Source organism: Microcoleus sp. N9_A1 (assembly GCF_036701795.1).
Classification (GTDB): Bacteria; Cyanobacteriota; Cyanobacteriia; order Cyanobacteriales; family Microcoleaceae; genus Microcoleus.
Window position 1 is genome coordinate 1 of the sequence record NZ_JAUBRI010000057.1, and the last position, 17937, is coordinate 17937.

19 protein-coding genes are annotated in these 17937 nt (G+C 46.4%); 12 read left to right on the forward strand and 7 right to left on the reverse strand.

The genetic code is table 11. From position 1 onward, the window contains the following. Positions 1-416: 416 nt before the first annotated feature. A complete protein-coding gene (rpiA, locus tag QUA58_RS22745; protein ID WP_333396130.1) occupies positions 417-1133 on the forward strand; it encodes a ribose-5-phosphate isomerase RpiA in 717 nt (238 codons plus the stop codon). A 128-nt stretch (positions 1134-1261) separates the two neighbouring features. On the opposite strand, the gene QUA58_RS22750 is transcribed toward rpiA, so the two are convergent. Continuing rightward, positions 1262-1390 carry a hypothetical protein gene (locus tag QUA58_RS22750; RefSeq protein WP_333309531.1) on the reverse strand — a complete coding sequence of 43 codons (129 nt, stop codon included), beginning with the start codon at positions 1388-1390 and terminating at the stop codon, positions 1262-1264. Here QUA58_RS22750 and QUA58_RS22755 point away from each other — a divergent pair. Together QUA58_RS22755 and QUA58_RS22760 are read left to right on the forward strand one after the other, a co-directional pair. After that, a complete protein-coding gene (locus QUA58_RS22755) occupies positions 1353-2534 on the forward strand; it encodes an aldo/keto reductase (protein ID WP_333248646.1) in 1182 nt (393 codons plus the stop codon). The genes QUA58_RS22750 and QUA58_RS22755 overlap by 38 nt on opposite strands. 213 nt (positions 2535-2747) lie before the next feature. Continuing rightward, entirely contained in the window at positions 2748-3500 is a 753-nt protein-coding gene (locus QUA58_RS22760) for a Fe-Mn family superoxide dismutase (protein ID WP_333248644.1), read from the forward strand. A gap of 114 nt (positions 3501-3614) precedes the next feature. On the opposite strand, the gene rsmG is transcribed toward QUA58_RS22760, so the two are convergent. Beyond that, complete coding sequence (gene rsmG, locus QUA58_RS22765) at positions 3615-4334, reverse strand: 16S rRNA (guanine(527)-N(7))-methyltransferase RsmG (RefSeq protein ID WP_333396133.1); 720 nt, start codon at positions 4332-4334, stop codon at positions 3615-3617. Between the two features lie 259 nt (positions 4335-4593). Further along, entirely contained in the window at positions 4594-5265 is a 672-nt protein-coding gene (locus QUA58_RS22770; RefSeq protein ID WP_333248640.1) for an energy-coupling factor ABC transporter ATP-binding protein, read from the reverse strand. 396 nt (positions 5266-5661) lie between these two features. Here QUA58_RS22770 and QUA58_RS22775 point away from each other — a divergent pair, with 396 nt between their 5' ends. The 3 genes from QUA58_RS22775 to QUA58_RS22785 all read left to right on the forward strand — a co-directional run bounded on the left by QUA58_RS22775 (position 5662) and on the right by QUA58_RS22785 (position 7901). Beyond that, positions 5662-6684 (forward strand): Sll0314/Alr1548 family TPR repeat-containing protein, encoded by a 1023-nt coding sequence (locus tag QUA58_RS22775; RefSeq protein WP_333248637.1) that lies wholly within the window; start codon positions 5662-5664, stop codon positions 6682-6684. A 15-nt stretch (positions 6685-6699) separates the two neighbouring features. After that, positions 6700-7152: a DUF3531 family protein gene (locus QUA58_RS22780; protein WP_333396135.1), complete on the forward strand. Its 453-nt coding sequence runs from the start codon at positions 6700-6702 to the stop codon at positions 7150-7152. Positions 7153-7466: 314 nt separating this feature from the next. Beyond that, complete coding sequence (locus tag QUA58_RS22785) at positions 7467-7901, forward strand: NUDIX hydrolase (protein WP_333396138.1); 435 nt, start codon at positions 7467-7469, stop codon at positions 7899-7901. 149 nt (positions 7902-8050) lie between these two features. Here QUA58_RS22785 and QUA58_RS22790 read toward each other — a convergent pair whose 3' ends face one another. Together QUA58_RS22790 and ychF are read right to left on the reverse strand one after the other, a co-directional pair. Next, a complete protein-coding gene (locus QUA58_RS22790) occupies positions 8051-8416 on the reverse strand; it encodes a phage holin family protein (RefSeq protein ID WP_333396141.1) in 366 nt (121 codons plus the stop codon). 21 nt (positions 8417-8437) lie between these two features. After that, the gene (gene ychF, locus QUA58_RS22795; RefSeq protein WP_333396145.1) at positions 8438-9529 is read right to left on the reverse strand and encodes a redox-regulated ATPase YchF; all 1092 of its coding nucleotides are present in this window, start codon (positions 9527-9529) and stop codon (positions 8438-8440) included. A 121-nt stretch (positions 9530-9650) separates the two neighbouring features. Here ychF and QUA58_RS22800 point away from each other — a divergent pair, with 121 nt between their 5' ends. Next, on the forward strand, positions 9651-10010 hold the full coding sequence (locus QUA58_RS22800; RefSeq protein WP_333396147.1) for a hypothetical protein: 360 nt from the start codon (positions 9651-9653) through the stop codon (positions 10008-10010). A gap of 137 nt (positions 10011-10147) precedes the next feature. Here the strand turns inward: QUA58_RS22800 and QUA58_RS22805 are convergent, their stop codons facing one another. Continuing rightward, positions 10148-10396: a gamma-aminobutyric acid A receptor, epsilon-like protein gene (locus QUA58_RS22805; RefSeq protein WP_333396150.1), complete on the reverse strand. Its 249-nt coding sequence runs from the start codon at positions 10394-10396 to the stop codon at positions 10148-10150. A gap of 358 nt (positions 10397-10754) precedes the next feature. Here QUA58_RS22805 and QUA58_RS22810 point away from each other — a divergent pair, with 358 nt between their 5' ends. The 3 genes from QUA58_RS22810 to QUA58_RS22820 all read left to right on the forward strand — a co-directional run bounded on the left by QUA58_RS22810 (position 10755) and on the right by QUA58_RS22820 (position 14404). Continuing rightward, positions 10755-12326, forward strand: coding sequence for an aminotransferase class I/II-fold pyridoxal phosphate-dependent enzyme (locus tag QUA58_RS22810; RefSeq protein WP_333396152.1), 1572 nt, complete (start codon positions 10755-10757; stop codon positions 12324-12326). Between the two features lie 99 nt (positions 12327-12425). Beyond that, positions 12426-13019 carry a precorrin-6Y C5,15-methyltransferase subunit CbiT gene (gene cbiT, locus QUA58_RS22815; RefSeq protein ID WP_190659397.1) on the forward strand — a complete coding sequence of 198 codons (594 nt, stop codon included), beginning with the start codon at positions 12426-12428 and terminating at the stop codon, positions 13017-13019. A gap of 467 nt (positions 13020-13486) precedes the next feature. Then, positions 13487-14404, forward strand: a complete 918-nt coding sequence (locus QUA58_RS22820; RefSeq protein WP_333396154.1) for a phosphatidate cytidylyltransferase — start codon at positions 13487-13489, stop codon at positions 14402-14404. A gap of 205 nt (positions 14405-14609) precedes the next feature. Here the strand turns inward: QUA58_RS22820 and QUA58_RS22825 are convergent, their stop codons facing one another. Then, positions 14610-15401 (reverse strand): DUF2993 domain-containing protein, encoded by a 792-nt coding sequence (locus QUA58_RS22825; protein ID WP_333396155.1) that lies wholly within the window; start codon positions 15399-15401, stop codon positions 14610-14612. 619 nt (positions 15402-16020) lie between these two features. Between QUA58_RS22825 and QUA58_RS22830 the strand changes: the two genes are divergently transcribed. Together QUA58_RS22830 and QUA58_RS22835 are read left to right on the forward strand one after the other, a co-directional pair. Beyond that, positions 16021-16815: a pseudouridine synthase gene (locus QUA58_RS22830; protein WP_333396176.1), complete on the forward strand. Its 795-nt coding sequence runs from the start codon at positions 16021-16023 to the stop codon at positions 16813-16815. Beyond that, positions 16812-17693, forward strand: coding sequence for a RodZ domain-containing protein (locus QUA58_RS22835; protein WP_333396157.1), 882 nt, complete (start codon positions 16812-16814; stop codon positions 17691-17693). The genes QUA58_RS22830 and QUA58_RS22835 overlap by 4 nt, the downstream gene beginning before the upstream one ends. Positions 17694-17937: the final 244 nt, after the last annotated feature.

Below are 17937 nucleotides of genomic sequence, written 5' to 3' on the forward strand. Positions count from 1 at the left end.
CGAACTCCGCGTAAAAGTTCAGGAAATCTTAGCATCTTTAACGAATCATGTCATTGGTTTTCTCACAGGATGGTCTTGGATTTTACATTCTTTATCTCTAGCACATCTTTAAAAAAATGGTATGAGTGCCGCCCAAAGGTTCGCGGTAAGGAGTTTCAATATTGTAATCCCAAGTGTAGGTATCCAGAAAACCGATTTTCATTATGGCAATTATCCGCCGATTTGTGAACTAGATTTTTTTTATTTAACCACAGAGGGCGCAGAGGGCGCAGAGAAGAAAGAGAGAATTTCCCACTTGACACAATTTGCGAGTGCCGTCTCTTCTGCTTCTTCCTCTCTGCGTTCTCTGCGTTCTCTGCGGTTAAATAAATCCATAATAAATGATATAATCTTAAAGCTATTGAGGAGTACCGAACATGACCACAGAACAAGACCCCGTAAAATTGATGAAACAGCAAGTCGGCTTTGCAGCAGCCGATCGCGTACAATCTGGTATGATTGTCGGACTCGGCACGGGGTCAACTACAGCTTATACTATTCAAGCGTTGGGCGATCGCATAAAATTAGGTCAACTCAAAGATATCAAGGGAGTGCCGACATCTTTTCAATCAGAAGTGTTAGCCAAACAGTACGGAGTACCGCTGACAACACTAGATGAAATTGACAGAATTGATGTTGCTATTGACGGCGCTGATGAAGTAGACCCCCACCTCAACTTAATTAAAGGTGGTGGCGCAGCCCACACCCGCGAAAAAGTTGTAGATTACCTCGCAACTCAGTTTATTGTAGTAGTTGACAGTTCCAAAATGGTAGATAAATTGGGTTCGACTTTTCGCGTACCCATCGAAGTAATACCGATGGCAATCACCCCCGTTACTCGCGCCATCGAAAAATTGGGAGGCAAACCAGAACTCCGCATGGGAATCAAAAAAGCCGGCCCAGTAATTACCGACCAAGGTAACATGGTAATAGACGTTCAATTTGATAACCTTGACAATCCTGCGGAATTAGAAAAAACTTTGAATAATATTCCCGGCGTGTTAGAAAATGGCTTGTTTGTTAACTGTACAGATTTGGTTTTAGTCGGCGAAATCAAAGACGGTAAACCCGTAGTGCGCGAAATTTCTAAATAGGAAATAGTTAGCCCGGGCGCTGCTCGTACCTAGAGTTAATAGGACTTACGCACTGATAGTCAGAAACTGAGTTTTTGCCCGAATCTACGGACTGCAACGAAATATTGTCGTCCATGAAACCCAGTTTCTTAAGCTTGGTGCGTAAGTTCCGACGTTAAATTTCTTTTCTTCCCTCTTCCCGCTTCCTTCTTCCTTCTTCCTTCTTCCTTCTTTTTGATAATGCAATATCGCAGATTCGGCCGCACAGAATTATCCATGCCCGTCTTTTCCTGTGGCGGTATGAGATATCACCACAAATGGCAAGACGTGCCAGTAAATGAGATTCCACCAGAGAATCAACAAAATGTAGAAGCCACAATTCGTTATTCTATCGAATGCGGCATCAATCACATAGAAACTGCTCGCGGTTACGGCACTTCCGAGATGCAGTTGGGCTTAATTTTGCCGCAGTTTCCCCGCGAAAAATTGATAGTTCAAACTAAAGTAAATCCCCAAGCCAACTCCCAGGATTTTCGCGAAGAATTTAATAAATCCTTAGCTTATTTGCAATTAGAATACGTCGATTTATTTTCCCTACACGGCATTAATACGTGGGAATTGCTAGATGACTCCATGCGTCCCGGCGGCTGCATGGATGTTGCTAAACAATTGCAAGCAGAAGGCAAAGTTCGGTTTATTGGTTTTGCAACTCACGGGCCGACGGATGTGATTGTCAAAACCATTGAGACAAATCAATTTGATTATATTAATTTGCACTGGTACTACATCAATCAAATTAATTTGCCCGCAATTGAAGCAGCAAAACGTCACGACATGGGCGTTTTTATTATCAGCCCTTCCGACAAAGGCGGTCAACTCTACAACCCATCGCAAAAATTGGTTGATTTGTGCTATCCCCTGAGTCCGATGGTGTTTAATGATTTGTTTTGTTTGTCGCACCCGCAAGTACATACTTTGAGTTTGGGTGCTGCCAAACCTGAAGATTTTAACGAGCATCTGAAAGCTGTAGAATTGTTAGATAGACCCGATGAATTGTTGCCGCCGATATTAGCAAGGTTGGAAAAGGCAGCGATTGATAAATTAGGAGAAGATTGGTTTAAGACTTGGGATGTCGGTTTACCAACTATCGAAAATACTCCCGGAGAGGTTAACATTCGTGTGATTTTGTGGCTGTGGAATTTGGCGCAGGCTTACGATACGATCGACTATTGCAAGATGCGCTACAACCTCTTGGGTAACGCCAGCCACTGGTTTCCCGGCAAAAAAGCAGATCGCCTCAATGAATTAGACTTGCGCCGCCCTCTCGCCCACAGTCCCCACGCTGCTAAAATTCCCGGTATTCTTCAAGCAGCCGATCGGCTTTTTGGAGGCGAAGCCATCCAGCGCTTGTCCCAAGAATAATCAAAAAAAACCCGGTTTCGAGACAGAAACCGGATTAGTGAACCGGAGCACGTGAGTTAGTTACGCGCACACAATTAGCCTATACTTGAGAAACTCTCACAACCATCGCCCATCCGTCTCATCCATTCGGGCGATACCACTTTTTTTCTCAACTCACTCCCATTTTGCTTTAATCTGAGATAAAACAGTTAATAATTCACTTAGGTACTTTTTATGACTCTCAAACGCCGAGATTTCTTGTATTTGGTGACTGCTACCGTCGGAGCTATTACCGCAGGTGCTTGCCAAGCGTCAGGAAATAATGTATCGCAAGCAAGTCCCATTGCAGAAAGTCCAAAAACAGCCCAAACTCCCGGCCCTTTTACACTGCCGCCTCTGCCTTACGAATACAACGCTTTAGAACCGCACATCGACGCGCGGACCATGCAATTTCACCACGACAAACATCACGCCGCCTACGTTAAAAACCTCAACGATGCTGTCAGTAAATACCCGCAACTCAAAAATATCACTGCGGAAAATATGCTACGAGATTTGAGCAAAGTGCCAGAAGATATTCGCACAACCGTGCGTAACAATGGCGGCGGACACCTAAATCACAGTATGTTTTGGGAAATCATGGGTCCCAACGGCGGCGGCGAACCCACAGGGGCAATTGCAACAGCAATCAAGCAAGATTTCGGCAGTGTTAGCGATTTTCAAGCCAAATTTAATGAGGCTGGAACTAAGCGTTTTGGCAGCGGTTGGGTTTGGCTGGTTCGCAACAAAGCAGGCAAACTAGAGATTGCAACTACGGCAAATCAAGACACTCCTTTTATAGATGGCAACTATCCAATTATGGGCAATGATGTTTGGGAACACGCTTATTATCTCAAGTATCAAAACCTCCGCGCCGACTACTTAAAAGCTTGGTGGAACGTGGTTAATTGGACGGAAGTTAACAAGCGCTACGAAAAGGCGATATGATTTTTTTAAACCGCAGATAAACGCAGATAAACGCAGGTGGAATTTTATCTGCGTTTATCTGTGTTTATCTCCTAATATCTGCGGTTTAAAAATCCCAATCTCATAACTACAAATTTATTCAACTTTCCGCAAGTAAACGCAGTGCCGCGCCCCCTGACTCGTCGGCGTTGTGAATGCTTCGACTGACTCAACTGTGCCGCCCAAATGCTCGATCGCCCTTTGCAACTCCGTCTCTTCCTCCACCGTCCAATTTCCTCGGTAAAGTACAGCCAAACCGCCATTTTTCAGCAGGGGCAGCGCGCATTTAGCGCAGAGAGGAGCGGCTCCAACTGCTCTCAGAAGTGCTAGATCGTAAGCTTGTTTGTGATGCGGCTGTCGGGCAATTTCATCAGATCTACCCAACAAAGTCACAGCATTTTCTATCCCTAAATACGGCAAAACTGTTTCCAAGAAAGTAATTTTTTTGCGGGTTGAATCCAGGAGAGTGACAGATAAATGCGGTAGGACGATCGCGATCGGCAGACCCGGAAAACCCCCACCTGTCCCAATGTCGATCGCTTTCTGCACCGACTCGGTGGCCGATTCTGGATTTTCCGCCGAATTGTGATTAGTTGGCAGCAGTCTCGCAATTCCCCGCAGAGAATCCCACAAATGTTTTTCCCAAAACTCCATCGGCTCGGTAATTCGAGTTAAATTCAAAGAGCGATTTCCCTCGACAATTAACTCATAAAGCCGCTGAAATTGTTGCTGCTGCGACTCATCCGGCTGCCAATTCAGCGTTTTTTGCCACAAGTCGTTCATTTCCGGCAACATCATAATTTCCGTCTGGTTCATTTTCTAATAACTATTGAAAGAACTATTGACTAATGACTACTGACTAATGACTGAGAGAGAGAGAGAGAGAGAGAGAGGGCGGGTTTTGCCTTTTTTTAGTCATTTGTATCAGATATCCTTAGCTAAACCCGCCCCTACAAAATGCTAATGACTACTGACTAGCCTTCGACTTCGCTCAGGCTAAAATTACTACTGACTACTGACTACTGACTACTGCCAACTGGCTACTAACAACTGCCAACTGCCAACTGCCAACTGACTACTGACTCACACAACTCGTTTCCTTAGCTTCTAATTTAGCCCGATCGACCTCCTGCAAATCACCGTGATCTAAAGTCCAAAATCGATCGGCAACGCTCAGCAAATCGCTAGCATCGTGAGTAACAATCAACAAAGTCCAGTGATTTTTCAACTTGCTCAACAAGCTTACCAACTGCCGCCGCATCGACCAATCCAAACCCGCCGTCGGTTCATCCAATAGTAGCAAATGCGGCTGCCGAATTAGCTGCACCGCCAGCGCTACCCTGCGCTGTTGTCCGCCGCTCAAAGCGTGGGGGGAAGCGCGCAGCGGCAAATGTCCTAGTCCCACTTCTGCCATTGCTGAGTTAATTTGTTCTTGTCCCAATTCAGGATGACCCAACCGCAATTCTTCTAAAATTGTGCCTCCGCAAAAATGCCTTTCTGGAAACTGAAACACTAAACCTCCTAATTGTTGCAAGTGTTCCGGTGTTAATTCTTGTTCCCGCCAACGGATGTCGCCGCTAGTTTTTTCCGCTAAACCTGCTAATATTTCTAATAGCGTACTTTTGCCTGAACCGCTGCGACCCACAATCAGCCCCATTTGCTGCGAGGGCAGTTCTAAGTTAATATTTTTCAGAATAGGATTCGGACAGGCGGTAGGATGATATACTAAGTTTTTTAGATAAAGCATTAATGGCAGTTGTTAGTTGGCAGTTGGCAGTTGGCAGTTGGCAGTCAGAAAAATAGTTATTGTTGGATGAGGGAACTCCTGGTTGTCCTATTGATAGTTAAGGTGGTTTTTGGCTCGTGCCGATCGCACACAATTATTTTACATAAATCTTTACAAAAATTTCCTTCTTTTTCAGGATTGGCGTTTGATTGTTCTGTTATTTCATGGTATATTATTAATAATCGAAATCTGTCTTTTAATATATATATTACAAGTCACACTCCCATTATTAAAATATACCTCAACAACCACAAAAAATCAAGCAAATTTCACTCTTTTTTTGGTCGCGGCCCGAAAGTCTGAAAATTTAACTCTCTTGTTTCTAGTTTACAGTATATTACATTGAGAGAATTGACGATGACGAAAACCCCTTTAGCATCGCTGGGCAAGCAAATGTTAGGTTCTAAACAGACAGTGCGGGCGATGATCATCGCCTGTGCAGGAGCGATCGCCCTCAGCATTTGCATTAACTCAGCAGTAGCGGGCGATCCCTTTCGCAGCAGCAACCCGCAGGCGATCGGCCCCAACACCGAAACCGCTTTCAAAACAATGTTTCAGCAAGGAAACTACAAACAAGCAAAAACTCAAATTCAACAAGCACTATCAGCCGAACCAAACGAGCCGCTAGTCTATGCAATGGCAGCTTCCCTCTCATACATCGAGCAGGACTTCAACTCGATGAATTCCTACGCACAAAAAACCCGCGAAGTCGCCGAAGAATTAAGCAAAACCAACCCACTGCGTGGCAACATCTACACAGCAGCAGGTCACTTTCTAGAAGGATCGCACATTATAGCCAAAGAAGGAACAGCCAAAGGCGCGCCCCAAGCTTTGAGTAAATTGCGAGTAGTATTTCAATACCTAGAGGCCGCCGATAAAATAGCGCCCAACGACCCCGAACTTAACCTGATTAAAGGCTACATGGACTTAATTCTAGCCACAAACCTGCCCTTTTCCAACCCCAACGAAGCCATTCAAAGACTGGAACAAAAAGCCTCTCCCCGCTACTTAGCTTATCGCGGCATGGCAGTAGGCTATCGAGACTTGAAAAAGTACGATCGCGCTTTAGAATTTGCGAACAAATCCCTAGCAGAAACGCCAAATAATCCCGAAGTTCTATATCTAAAAGCACAAATCTTGTTTTCCCAATCCCAGGGGAAAGACGGCAACAAAACCTTACTTGAGGAAGCCCGAAAAAACTTCGACGCAGCCTTAGCAAAACCCGACCAACTGCCGCGCAGTTTAGTAGCCGAAATCTTCTTTCAGCAGTGCAGAACCCGCAACCGTCTCGACAGCCAATCTCGCGCCTGCGACCCGATGCGCGATAAAATTAGAGATGCAGATGGAGTCTGGGGGCCGACAGCCTTACCACCACTATAAAAACACCAAAAAACTATGCAAGTAGAGTTTCGCGAGTTTAACCCCTTTGACCTCTGGATTTGGCTGAAGTTCAGCAACGTGCCTTCAAACGGTGAAAAACAGTATGTTGAAGAAGTGTTTGACTCTTGGTTTTTCTTGGGAAAACTGGGAGGATTTAATGCGGAAAATTTGCAAGTTCAAGACGAAGGCTTAGATATCAGTCAGATGAATTACGATGTTAATCTAGCCGACCAAAGCATGATGGCTTTAATGCACAATATGGGAGAAATGGAGTATCAAGGTTCTTGGGCTCGCTGTTGGTTTGATTTGGGGACTAGCGATGCAATTGGCCTCGATGTTTTGATTAATGTTTTCCAGCAACTCAGCAAAGAATTCGTAACGATTGAAAAACTGATTATTGGCGGGGAAAATAAAAACTGGCCCATTGAAAATAGTCGCAGTCGAGAGGCGTTTGTTGCTGATAATTAACCGTAGGGGCGGTGTCCCCGTGCCCGCCCTCGCGACTTGCAATAGTAAGGTACGGAACCCGCACCCTAAAATAATTAAATTTCCATAAGCCCTAGACTAAGGTTCATCCTCCCAGATTCAATGCTGCAAGTAAGGAAGGAGAATTAAATAAACTGCAATGCGTGATTTTTCTTGTGGGATGGGCGTCTCGCCCGTCCCTTATAGACGGGCGAGACGCCCATCCCACAAGCTTATTTAAATGATTTAATTCACTCCTCAATCCTCAATCCAAAATCTAAAATCTAAATAGACTAACTGATGGCTAATGACTAATTATGCAAAAATTACCTAATATTCGCGTAATTGTTTTAGGATTAATTCGATCGGCCGATCGCATTTTCGTGTCAGAATGCGAAGATCCGGTCAAACAAGACACATTTTACCGAGCTCTGGGGGGTGGCATAGAATTCGGAGAACACAGCATCGACGCTGTGCAAAGAGAGTTTCAAGAAGAAATTCAAGCCGAGTTAACAAATATCAAATATTTGGCTTGTTTGGAAAATTTTTTTATTTTTAATGGTCAGGCTGGACACGAATTAATACAACTATACCAGTGCGATTTTGTCGATTCCAAATTTTATCAATTGGAGAGTCTGGATTTTGCAGACGGAGATGGGGAACATACTGCATTTTGGATGCCGATCGATCGCTTTCGATCGGGCGAATTGCGCCTAGTTCCAGAGCAATTTATCGACTACTGCGAAGGCTAAAAACTCAACCAATACCAAAAAACAAATACCTGATATGGGGAATTAAACCTAAAATATTTGCCGTAAGGGCGGGTTTCACCTGAAAGATTTGCGATAACTAACAGGATGAATAAACCCGCCCCTTCCTTCCGCCCCCGCATTACCCGGAGCTACCTTACACTAGGCAGAGTCCGCAACAGCTCAGAGAGCAAAGAGTTGATAAAACCGAGGGCGATCGCCCCCAGCAAAGCACTCCAAATTCCCCACCGCAAGCGAAACCCATCTACTAGCCAAGCCGCCAATCCAAACATAGCAGCGTTGATAACAATCGCAAACAAGCTATAAGTTGGCAACGCAAATGGTCCAACATTTCCAACAAAAAGCGGCCGCAGAAAAGCATTCAGCAATCCAAAAACTGCAGCCGAAATCATCGCTTTTCCAAAAGTGTCAATGTCCACCCCGATGGGTAACTTGGAAATAATAAAAAAGCTCACCGAAGTTACCAGCCAAGCAATTGCCAGCGAAACGATATCCATGTGTTCATCTCCTTAAAAAAGCTAAACATTAAATCGGAACAACAGCACATCCCCCTCTTGTACAACATACTCTTTTCCTTCACTGCGAACTAAGCCTTTTTCCTTAGCCGCATTCATCGCGCCCGTAGCAACCAAATCTTCATAAGCTACAGTTTCGGCCCGGATGAAACCCCGTTCAAAATCCGAGTGAATCACCCCCGCAGCTTGCGGTGCTAACATTCCCGCGATAATTGTCCAAGCGCGAGTTTCTTTCGGCCCGCTAGTAAAATAAGTCCGCAAACCCAATAATTCGTAAGTAGCTCGAATCAGAGATTTCAAGCCACCTTCTTTTACTCCCAGAGATTCTAGGAAATCCGTTCGTTCTTCCTCGGATAACTCCACCAATTCTGACTCAACTTGCGCCGAAACTATGACAACCTTAGCATTTTCTTTAGTTGCTACTTCCCGCACTTGTTCGACATAGCTATTTCCAGTTGCTAAATCGTCGTCCGACACGTTAGCAGCATAGATAATTGGTTTGTTGGTCAGTAATTCCAAACCTTTAACTAATTCAGCTTCTTCATCTGTGAAATTGTACTGCCGCGCCGGTTTCCCCGCATTCAAAACAGCGACTAATTTTTCGAGTACATCCACTTCGGCCTGAGCTTCCTTATTGTTGCGGGCGAGCTTGCGAGTGCGATCGAGCCTGCGTTCAATTTGAGCTAAGTCTGCTAAAATTAATTCGAGATTGATAATGTCAATATCTCGCTGGGGATCGACAGAACCCGCAACGTGAATAATATCATCATTGTCAAAACAGCGGACAACGTGGACGATCGCATCTACGGCCCGGATGTGAGACAAAAACTGATTTCCTAATCCTTCCCCCTGACTCGCCCCCTTCACCAAACCCGCAATATCCACAAACTCCATCCGCGTCGGCACTGTTTGCGCGGAAGTAGAAATATTGCTCAGCACCTTCAAACGTTCGTCTGGCACTGCCACGATACCCGTATTTGGCTCGATCGTACAGAAAGGAAAATTAGCAGCAGTCGCCTTGGCATTAGCAACCAGAGCATTAAACAAAGTAGATTTGCCAACATTAGGCAGTCCGACAATTCCGGCAGTAAGCATAGCTATTTAGAAACATATCACTGTTTCAAAATATCATAAGCAATAGCAATATATCTGACTTGTGCTTTCTAACTTCCACTGCTAAGCTTAAATAAATATACAACTTAAGGTAGATGGCTCAATGGTTAACCGATGGTTAAGCAAAGTAACGATCGCTGCGGTGCTGTCGCTGCCTCTGTTAGGGCTCGCAGCAGCTAGCGTTTTCGCTGAGAGGGTCAAAATTTCGGTGCTTAACAACAGCGGCAAGACGATGATAGGCCTCTATTCGGGTACTTCCGACGAGGATTGGGGAGAAAACCTGTTAGACGGTCCGCTTGCCGATCGGGGCACTTTCTCTTTTGACTGGGATTCAGCTGACTACGAGGGTCCTCGCGCGACGGACTGTGTTTTTGATGTCAGGGCCGAATACTCTGACGGCAAATCCAGTGATTTGTTTGGTGTTAACTTTTGTAAAGAGAGTTCGATCAACTTCAGTAAGTAGTTAATCGATAATTTAGGCAAAAACCGAGTTTTTTCAAGTCTGATATTCCACAAAAATATTGGGGACTTTGGGGAAACTCGGTTTTTGCGATCGACCTTACAAACAATCTTAAATTTGGCGATCGACTAAAACATCATTTAAACAGGTTCAGGGATTGTCTGAGGAATTGGACTCGGCACTGTCTGAGGAATCGGAGAGGGTACAGTTTCTGGCACCGGTTCGGGAATTGGCTGCGGAATTGGCGCAGGTACCGGTTCCGGTACTATCCCGGGAATCGGTTCGGGAACGGGGCCCGGCACTGGTGGCGATGCGGGTATAGTCGGCAGCCCCGGTTCGGTACTGGGAATCTGCGGGCCGGGAAATGGAGTAGGGTTGGGAAAAATCATGTTAGTGTTTTGCTCGCTAATAGAGATATTCCAAAAACATTTGGTCGCCACTTCTAGCTATATTTTTCAACAAAAATAACTGAGTTGTGGTATTGTTTTATATCATAATTTTAAACTCAAGAGTGCAGTGAACACATCTATCTAAATAGCTATAATTAATTATTACGGCTGCAGAAATTTATGCCTTTGGCATTAAACTAAGTAGGTGGTTACAAATAAACATTAGATGGGTAGATCGCGTGAGTACAGCAAGAAACTGCCTGAAAGTAAAGGTACTAGCTCAACCCGTCCCTACAAGATATTATGGTTTTTTCATATCGCTCTACTTAGATATCAAATACAGCAATCAGGATTAAGCGTGTCACCAGCAAACTCTCAACAACAAACGCCTCTATTAGATGCCTTGCGCGATCGCACAAATCATCCGCACGCCCCATTTTACGCCCCCGGACATAAACGCGGACAAGGAATCTCTCAACCCCTAATTGACTTATTCGGTGCGACAGTATTTCGATCGGATTTGCCGGAATTGCCGGAATTAGATAATCTCTTTAACCCAGAAGGTGCAATTGCCGAAGCTCAAGACTTAGCCGCCGAAGCTTTTGGAGCCCAATCAACTCGGTTTTTGGCTAACGGTTCGACTTGCGGAATTATCGCCGCCATCTTAGCAACTTGCAGCCCCGGCGATAAAATTATCTTGCCTCGAAATATCCACACCTCGGCGATTTCAGGTTTGATTTTATCCGGTGCAATTCCAATTTTTGTCAATCCAGAGTACAACTCGGATTGGGATATTGCCAACAGCATCACCCCAGAAGCCACAGCCGCAGCATTAGAACAACATCCCGACGCGAAAGCAGTAATGATGGTTTACCCAACCTATCACGGCGTCTGCGGGGATTTGCGGGCGATCGCCCAAATTACCCATCAATACAACATACCATTATTAGTAGACGAAGCCCACGGCGCGCACTTTAACTTTCATCCAAACTTGCCAGAACCAGCACTATCAGCCGGTGCCGATTTAACAGTACAATCAATCCACAAAACCCTCGGTGCAATGACACAAGCATCGATGCTGCACCTCAAGGGCGATCGCATAGATATCCAAAAATTAAATAGAGCATTGCAGTTAGTACAATCTACCAGTCCGAGTTACATACTATTAGCATCCCTAGACGCAGCCCGCCAACAAATCGCACTCCACGGCAAAGAGTTAATGGCGCAAACTTTACAGCTAGCCGAAAAAGCGCGATCGCGCATTAGTCAAATTCCCGGCTTATCTGTTTTAGAACCATTAAATACTCCGGGTTGTGCAGCATTAGACCGCACCAGGCTAACAGTAAAAGTATCAGATTTAGGAATCACAGGATTTGCCGCCGATGAAATTCTGCACTCTCAACTCGCCGTCACCGCAGAACTTCCCATGCCCCGACATTTAACATTTATTATCAGCTTGGGAAATACAGAATCAGATATTGACAATTTAGTTAAAGCTTGTACTCTTTTAGAAGGAAGAAGGAAGAAGGAAGAAGGAAGTTCGGCAACGGATTCTGTAACGGATGTAACGGATGTAACGGATGTCAGGAAGAAGGAAGAAGTCCGAAAGAAGAAGTCCGAGAGAAGAAGGAAGATGTCCGATGGAAGATTTGCCCAATCTCCCACTCTCCCACTCTCCCCCTCTCCCCCTCTCGTCTCCCCCCGCGAGGCTTTCTTTTTCCCGGCGGAAACAGTATCCGCAGACAAAGCAGTCGATCGCCTGTGCGCCGAACTCATCTGTCCCTACCCCCCAGGAATACCAGTCCTGATGCCCGGTGAAATTATTACCCCAGCAGCCGTTGACTACCTGCAACAAATCCTGGCCGCCGGCGGAAAAATTACAGGTTGCAGCGATCCCGGCCTCCAAACACTCAAGGTTGTGCGACAGTAAATATTAAGGCTTGGGGGAAATGGGGAGAATTTATACTTCTTCCGCGAGTTCCAACTTCGGTCTTGCTTCAATCAAAAATCAAAAATCAAAAATAGAACTATGCTTTGGCCCTACGTCACTCCAGGCATTCCCGATGACTTATTTGAACGTTTACCGGGAATTCCCATGAGTAAGCGAGAAGTCCGACTGCTGTTAATATCCCACCTGCGGCTGCAAGCAGATTCAGTCGTGTGGGACATCGGTGCAGGTACTGGTACGATCGCCGTAGAAACAGGTTTGCTGTGTCCCAAAGGTCGGATTATCGCCGTCGAAAGGGACGAAGAAGTAGCAAGCTTGATTCGCAGAAATTGCGATCGATTCGAGCTCGACAACGTAGAAGTCATAGAAGGCAGTGCCCCGGAATGTCTGGAAAACCTGCCCCAACCCCCCCACCGAGTCTGCATCGAAGGAGGTCGCCCCATTAAAGCCATTCTCCAAGAAGTCTGGCGGTACTTGCAGCCCCACGGTAGAGTTGTCGCCACAGCATCGAATTTAGAGAATCTTTACGCCCTTTCCGAAGGGTTCGCCGAGTTACAAGTCCGCAACATCGAGGTAGTCCAGTCCGCCGTCAACCGCTTGGAGACTCGCGGCCTCAGTCAAACCTTTGCCGCCGTCAATCCCATATTTATTCTCAGCGGCGAAAAGCTGGATTAGAAGTTAGTTGACAGTTGACAGTTGACAGTTGACAGTTAACTTTAACCTGGTTCCTCGGCAGATCCTGGGAATACATAGCCAATGCCCCATGCCCTATGCCCTATGCCCATTCCTAAATGTAATTCTTAATCTTTTTTAAGTTCACTTAACCTTCATACTTAGAATAAGGGCGACCATAGCTGGATTGAACCCCTGAGTTGAGATTTTGGATCATCGCCAGTTGGGTATTCGGCTTGGCTGTGCAAGGGAGGAAAACGTACCCTAACAATCCTTACATCCTTGCGTCGAATGACAGACACCGCCCAAAAACGGGTACAAGCAGCCGACAATCGTCGTGAACCACCCAAAATTTTAGACCAAGGTTCAATCTCCCAGATTCATCTGTGGAGTAAATCTAGAATCTAAAATCTAAAATCCAAAATCCAAAATCGAATGATCCACCGCCGTCTGCAAGAGAAATTCATTTTATGCCTTGGTCTCGTATCCTGAGTGGAATAGTTGCGATCGCCCTTGCTTTGGGAATGATTATTATGGGCGGATGGTACTTCACCGTCGGCTTTGGAGTCATCGTCTACCTAGGCCAATTGGAATATTTTCAATTAGCCAGGGCTAAAGGCATTGCACCCGCTGCCAAAACTACCTTAGCCGTCAGTCAAGGGCTATTAATTACTGCCGCCCTAGCACCGGAACTCGTAGATGCCATGTTCCCCTTAGCGGGAACCTTAATTTGTTTCTACCTGTTATTCCAACCTAAATTATCGACGATCGCCGATATTGCCTCCTCAGTTTTAGGATTGTTCTACGGCGGTTATTTGCCCAGCTATTGGGTACGGCTGCGAGTCGGCCTCGACCCCGCCAATCTTGCTACAACCCAACTATCGAGCGCAGTAGCAAGCAATTTGCCGGTTAACATTTACCCGTCCCCGTCTTGGACAAATTCCAGCCACATATCTTTAGGATTGACTTCGCTGCTGCTGGCTTTCTTCTGCATCTGGGCCGCTGACATTGGGGCTTATTTTGTCGGCAAATTCTTCGGGCGCACTAGCCTATCCCACATCAGCCCCAAAAAGACCGTTGAAGGTGCCGTATTTGGAGTTTGCGGCAGCATCGCCGTGGCAGTCGCTGGTTCTTGGTATTTACACTGGCCGGGGTGGCAGTATACTGGGGCTGCTTTTGGTCTGTTGATTGGGGTTGCTAGCCTGTTGGGAGATTTAACTGAGTCGATGATGAAACGAGACGCCGGCGTTAAGGATTCGGGACAGTTGATCCCCGGTCATGGCGGCATTCTCGATCGCACTGACAGTTATGTTTTTACCGCACCCTTAGTCTATTATTTTGTGACTTTACTGTTGCCCGCGATCGACTCTTTTTTAATTAATCGGTAATTGGGCATTGGGCATTGGGCATTGGGCATTGGGCATTGGGCATTGGGCATTGGCTATTTATTCCCAGGAGCTACCAAAGAACCAGGTTAAAGCCAACAATCAACAATCAACAGTCAACTGTCAACAGTCAACTGTCAACAATCAACAATCAACAGTCAACTGTCAACAGTCAACTGTCAACAGTCAACTGTCAACAGTCAACTAACTAAGGCAAAACTCTAATTCCCCCCCGACCAACAATCTCCCCCGGACTCAAAATCAACTCTTCTATCTCAACTTCCGGCCCAAAATCAATTTTAAAACCATTGAAATCACTGCTCTTTAATTCTCCATCGAGTTCGATTTCTGGTGATTCAAACATCAATTCGCGACCGCTGGCTATCCGCAAACCAGTCCGCAATACCAAAGGAATTTGCCTACCGCCAGCGCACAAGATTGCCGCCGAAAGCGTTAACAAACCCGCTTCAATTGCGATCTGAGAATTTTGCAACTTCAGCGACTTTTCCCTATCTGTCAGTGGCAGCATAGGCAGCAAAAATTCGCTCAAAGCATCAGCCAGCAAAGGCGCTTTCAGCGACGCATTCAAATCCGTTTGGCTGAGCCTCAAAACCCCTGCCACGGGAACGGATTCCAGGAGGCGCACTGGTTGGCCTTTGAGAGCTTGACCGAGGTTGATGCGAATGCCACAGCCCTCTATGGCAACTTCAGTTAGGTGTAGTCCTTTATACACAGCACCGCGAGCTGCAGCCGTGACTTTGGGGATCGCACCGCTGAAGATTTGTCGATCGCTCCCCTCAATTTTCACCTTCAACTCGTCCACCTGCTGAACTTGCGATCGCAGCCACAACTGCACCGCCGGAGACAGCACCGCGCTCGCGATCCGGCTGCCTGGATTCGGCGAAGGTCTCCCCGGCTCCTCGCCGAGATTAACAGTCCCACCAGAGCCACCAGCCCCATCTCTATTGTCAAATTGAAGAGAGTTTCGATCGACAGTCATAAACAATTTCAGAATAAAAACCCTTAATATTCAAGCACAGAAATTTAACTAGAACTTGCACATCCGGCCTCAAAAACCCGGTTTCTGCACAGATATACGGCTGTCAACCTCTGATTTTCCTTAGAAACCGGGTTGATGAAAACAAGTCCGATTAACTCAAAAATCAAGCCGAAATCTGGCATCAGCAACGCCAGAAGCAGAAAAATTCTCACCTTTCCCCCCTTGGGATCTTTGGGTAGTTCACGAGTTGTGCGATCCCCATGAAAAATTCGCGATCGAGCGTATAAATTTAACCAGCAGTACGGGATTTATGGTAGTGTTGGTTTATGGTCGGGTCAGACCCACACCTTTCAAACCAGCCGCAAACCAACGGTGCAAACCTGTGCCTGCCACGAGTCTTTTCGTCGTAGTTTTTGCACAGCATTCAGGGTAATGCCATCAGGACAATCTGCACCGGGCACAAGGAAAATCTGTGCCAGGCCGGGCGTCCTGTAATAATTGGTCAGCATTATAATTTATTCCCAACCAGGAATTGAGCATTGCTAGTACGGTTAATCAATTAACCGTGTCGTGTTTCCTCCCCCACCGCTGGCTCGTTGGGGATTTCCACACTCCCGTCATGTCTGATGAAAGGCTGCAAAAAATCCTCGCCCAGTGGGGCATTGCCTCTCGCCGTCTTGCAGAACAGATGATTGTAGCTGGACGAGTCCGAGTTAATGGCAATATTGTTCGCTTAGGAGAAAAAGCGAATCCCGATCGCGATCTCATCCAAGTGGATGGAATCCCGGTGAAACCAACGGATCGACCCGCAAAGGTCTATCTGTTGCTCAACAAACCGGCAGGCGTAGTTTCTACTTGCAGCGATCCAAGATCCCGATCGAAAGTTCTCGACTTGCTGCCACCACAACTGCGCTCCGGTCAAGGCATCCACCCCGTAGGACGCTTAGATGCAGATTCCACCGGCGCCCTCTTGCTCACCAATGATGGTAAGCTGACATTTTGTTTAACCCATCCGCGTCACTCGATCGCCAAAACTTATCAGGTTTGGGTACGGGGCGATCCCCCGGAACCCATACTACAAACGTGGCGTCAGGGCATCATCTTGTCCGGCAGAAAAACTTTGCCCGCGAAAGTTAAAGTTATCGATCGCGCGCGAGACGAAACTCTGTTAGAAGTCATTCTATCAGAAGGCAGAAACCGACAGATTCGGCGAACAGCCGAGCTGTTGGGATATCCCGTGGTGCGCCTGCACCGCACAGCCATTGGCCCGATTCAATTGCAGCGGCCCGGTTCGCCAATATTGCCACCAGGCTGCTGCCGACCCCTAGAAGATGCGGAAATTATTTATTTATGGAATCTAGTCAACCTAACATCAATAAGCGTGCCAGTAAATTCCCAGGAGCACAGCATATGACAAAGAATTTATTGTTTTTATTCTTCAAAACCACTAAGCAGAAACGGCACTCCCAAGAGCCAGAAACAGCTCAGAAGAAGCTAGCCGAAATTGGAACTCAACTCCGTCAGTACCGCGAACAGCAGTCGATTTGTTTGGACAAAGTAGCCCTGGTAACAATGATTCGGCGGAATCTGCTACAAGCCATCGAGGACGGTCAACTAGACCAACTTCCCGAACCCGTCTACACTCAGGGTTTGATCAAGCGCTACGCTGAAGCAATGGGTTTGGACGGAACTCAGTTTGCCGAGTTTTTCCCGATCGAACCGCCGCCCCGATCGAGAACCAAGCTATCCTGGCAAGATGGGCCTCAGTTGCGGCCGATGCACCTCTACCTCTTTTACACATTTCTAATTATCTGTTCGGTCAATGTCTTATCTCAGTTGATGAGCGGTTCTGTGACCCCAAAAAACGGTGCGGGAGCCGAAGAACTAGCGCTTGGGCAGAAAGAACAAGCCCGTTTAGCTGCTGAGGCATCTAGCGCCTCAAAAACTCATAAACCGGATACTTACGCCACTGTGGAAGCAGCAAGAACCGGTCAAAATTTAAATAAATCTGGCAATAAACCAGTGATGATTAGCGTCACTTTTAAAGCAGAATCCTGGATGCAGGTTGAAGTCGATGGTAAAACAGAGTTTGAGGGAACTTTGCCGACCGGGACTGTTCGCACCTGGGGGGCTCAAAAGCAATTGGTATTGGTAGCAGGTAACGCCGGCGGCGTAATGGTTGCTGTTAATAACGGACAAGCCGAACAACTCGGAGATCCGGGAGTCGCCAAAGAAGTTGTTTTTAAAGCAAACGAACTCAAGCCTTCAGCACCGCCCAAGAATCAAGGTTGAGTGTTAATGGGTAATTGTTAATGGGTAATAGCTAAGAGCGGGCAGTCCCCAGCTTTTAATTAGAATGTCCGTCTTGATTCACTCACTACCAATTACCAATTACCCATTAACAATTACCCATTAGATAAATTCCGGTTGCATCGGAATAGTCAAATCCAGTCAACAGCGATGCCATGAGCGAAGCCGAAGGGTCAACAATTCCCGATGGATGGTGCAACCGAAATTGAGAGAATTCATCTGCGTT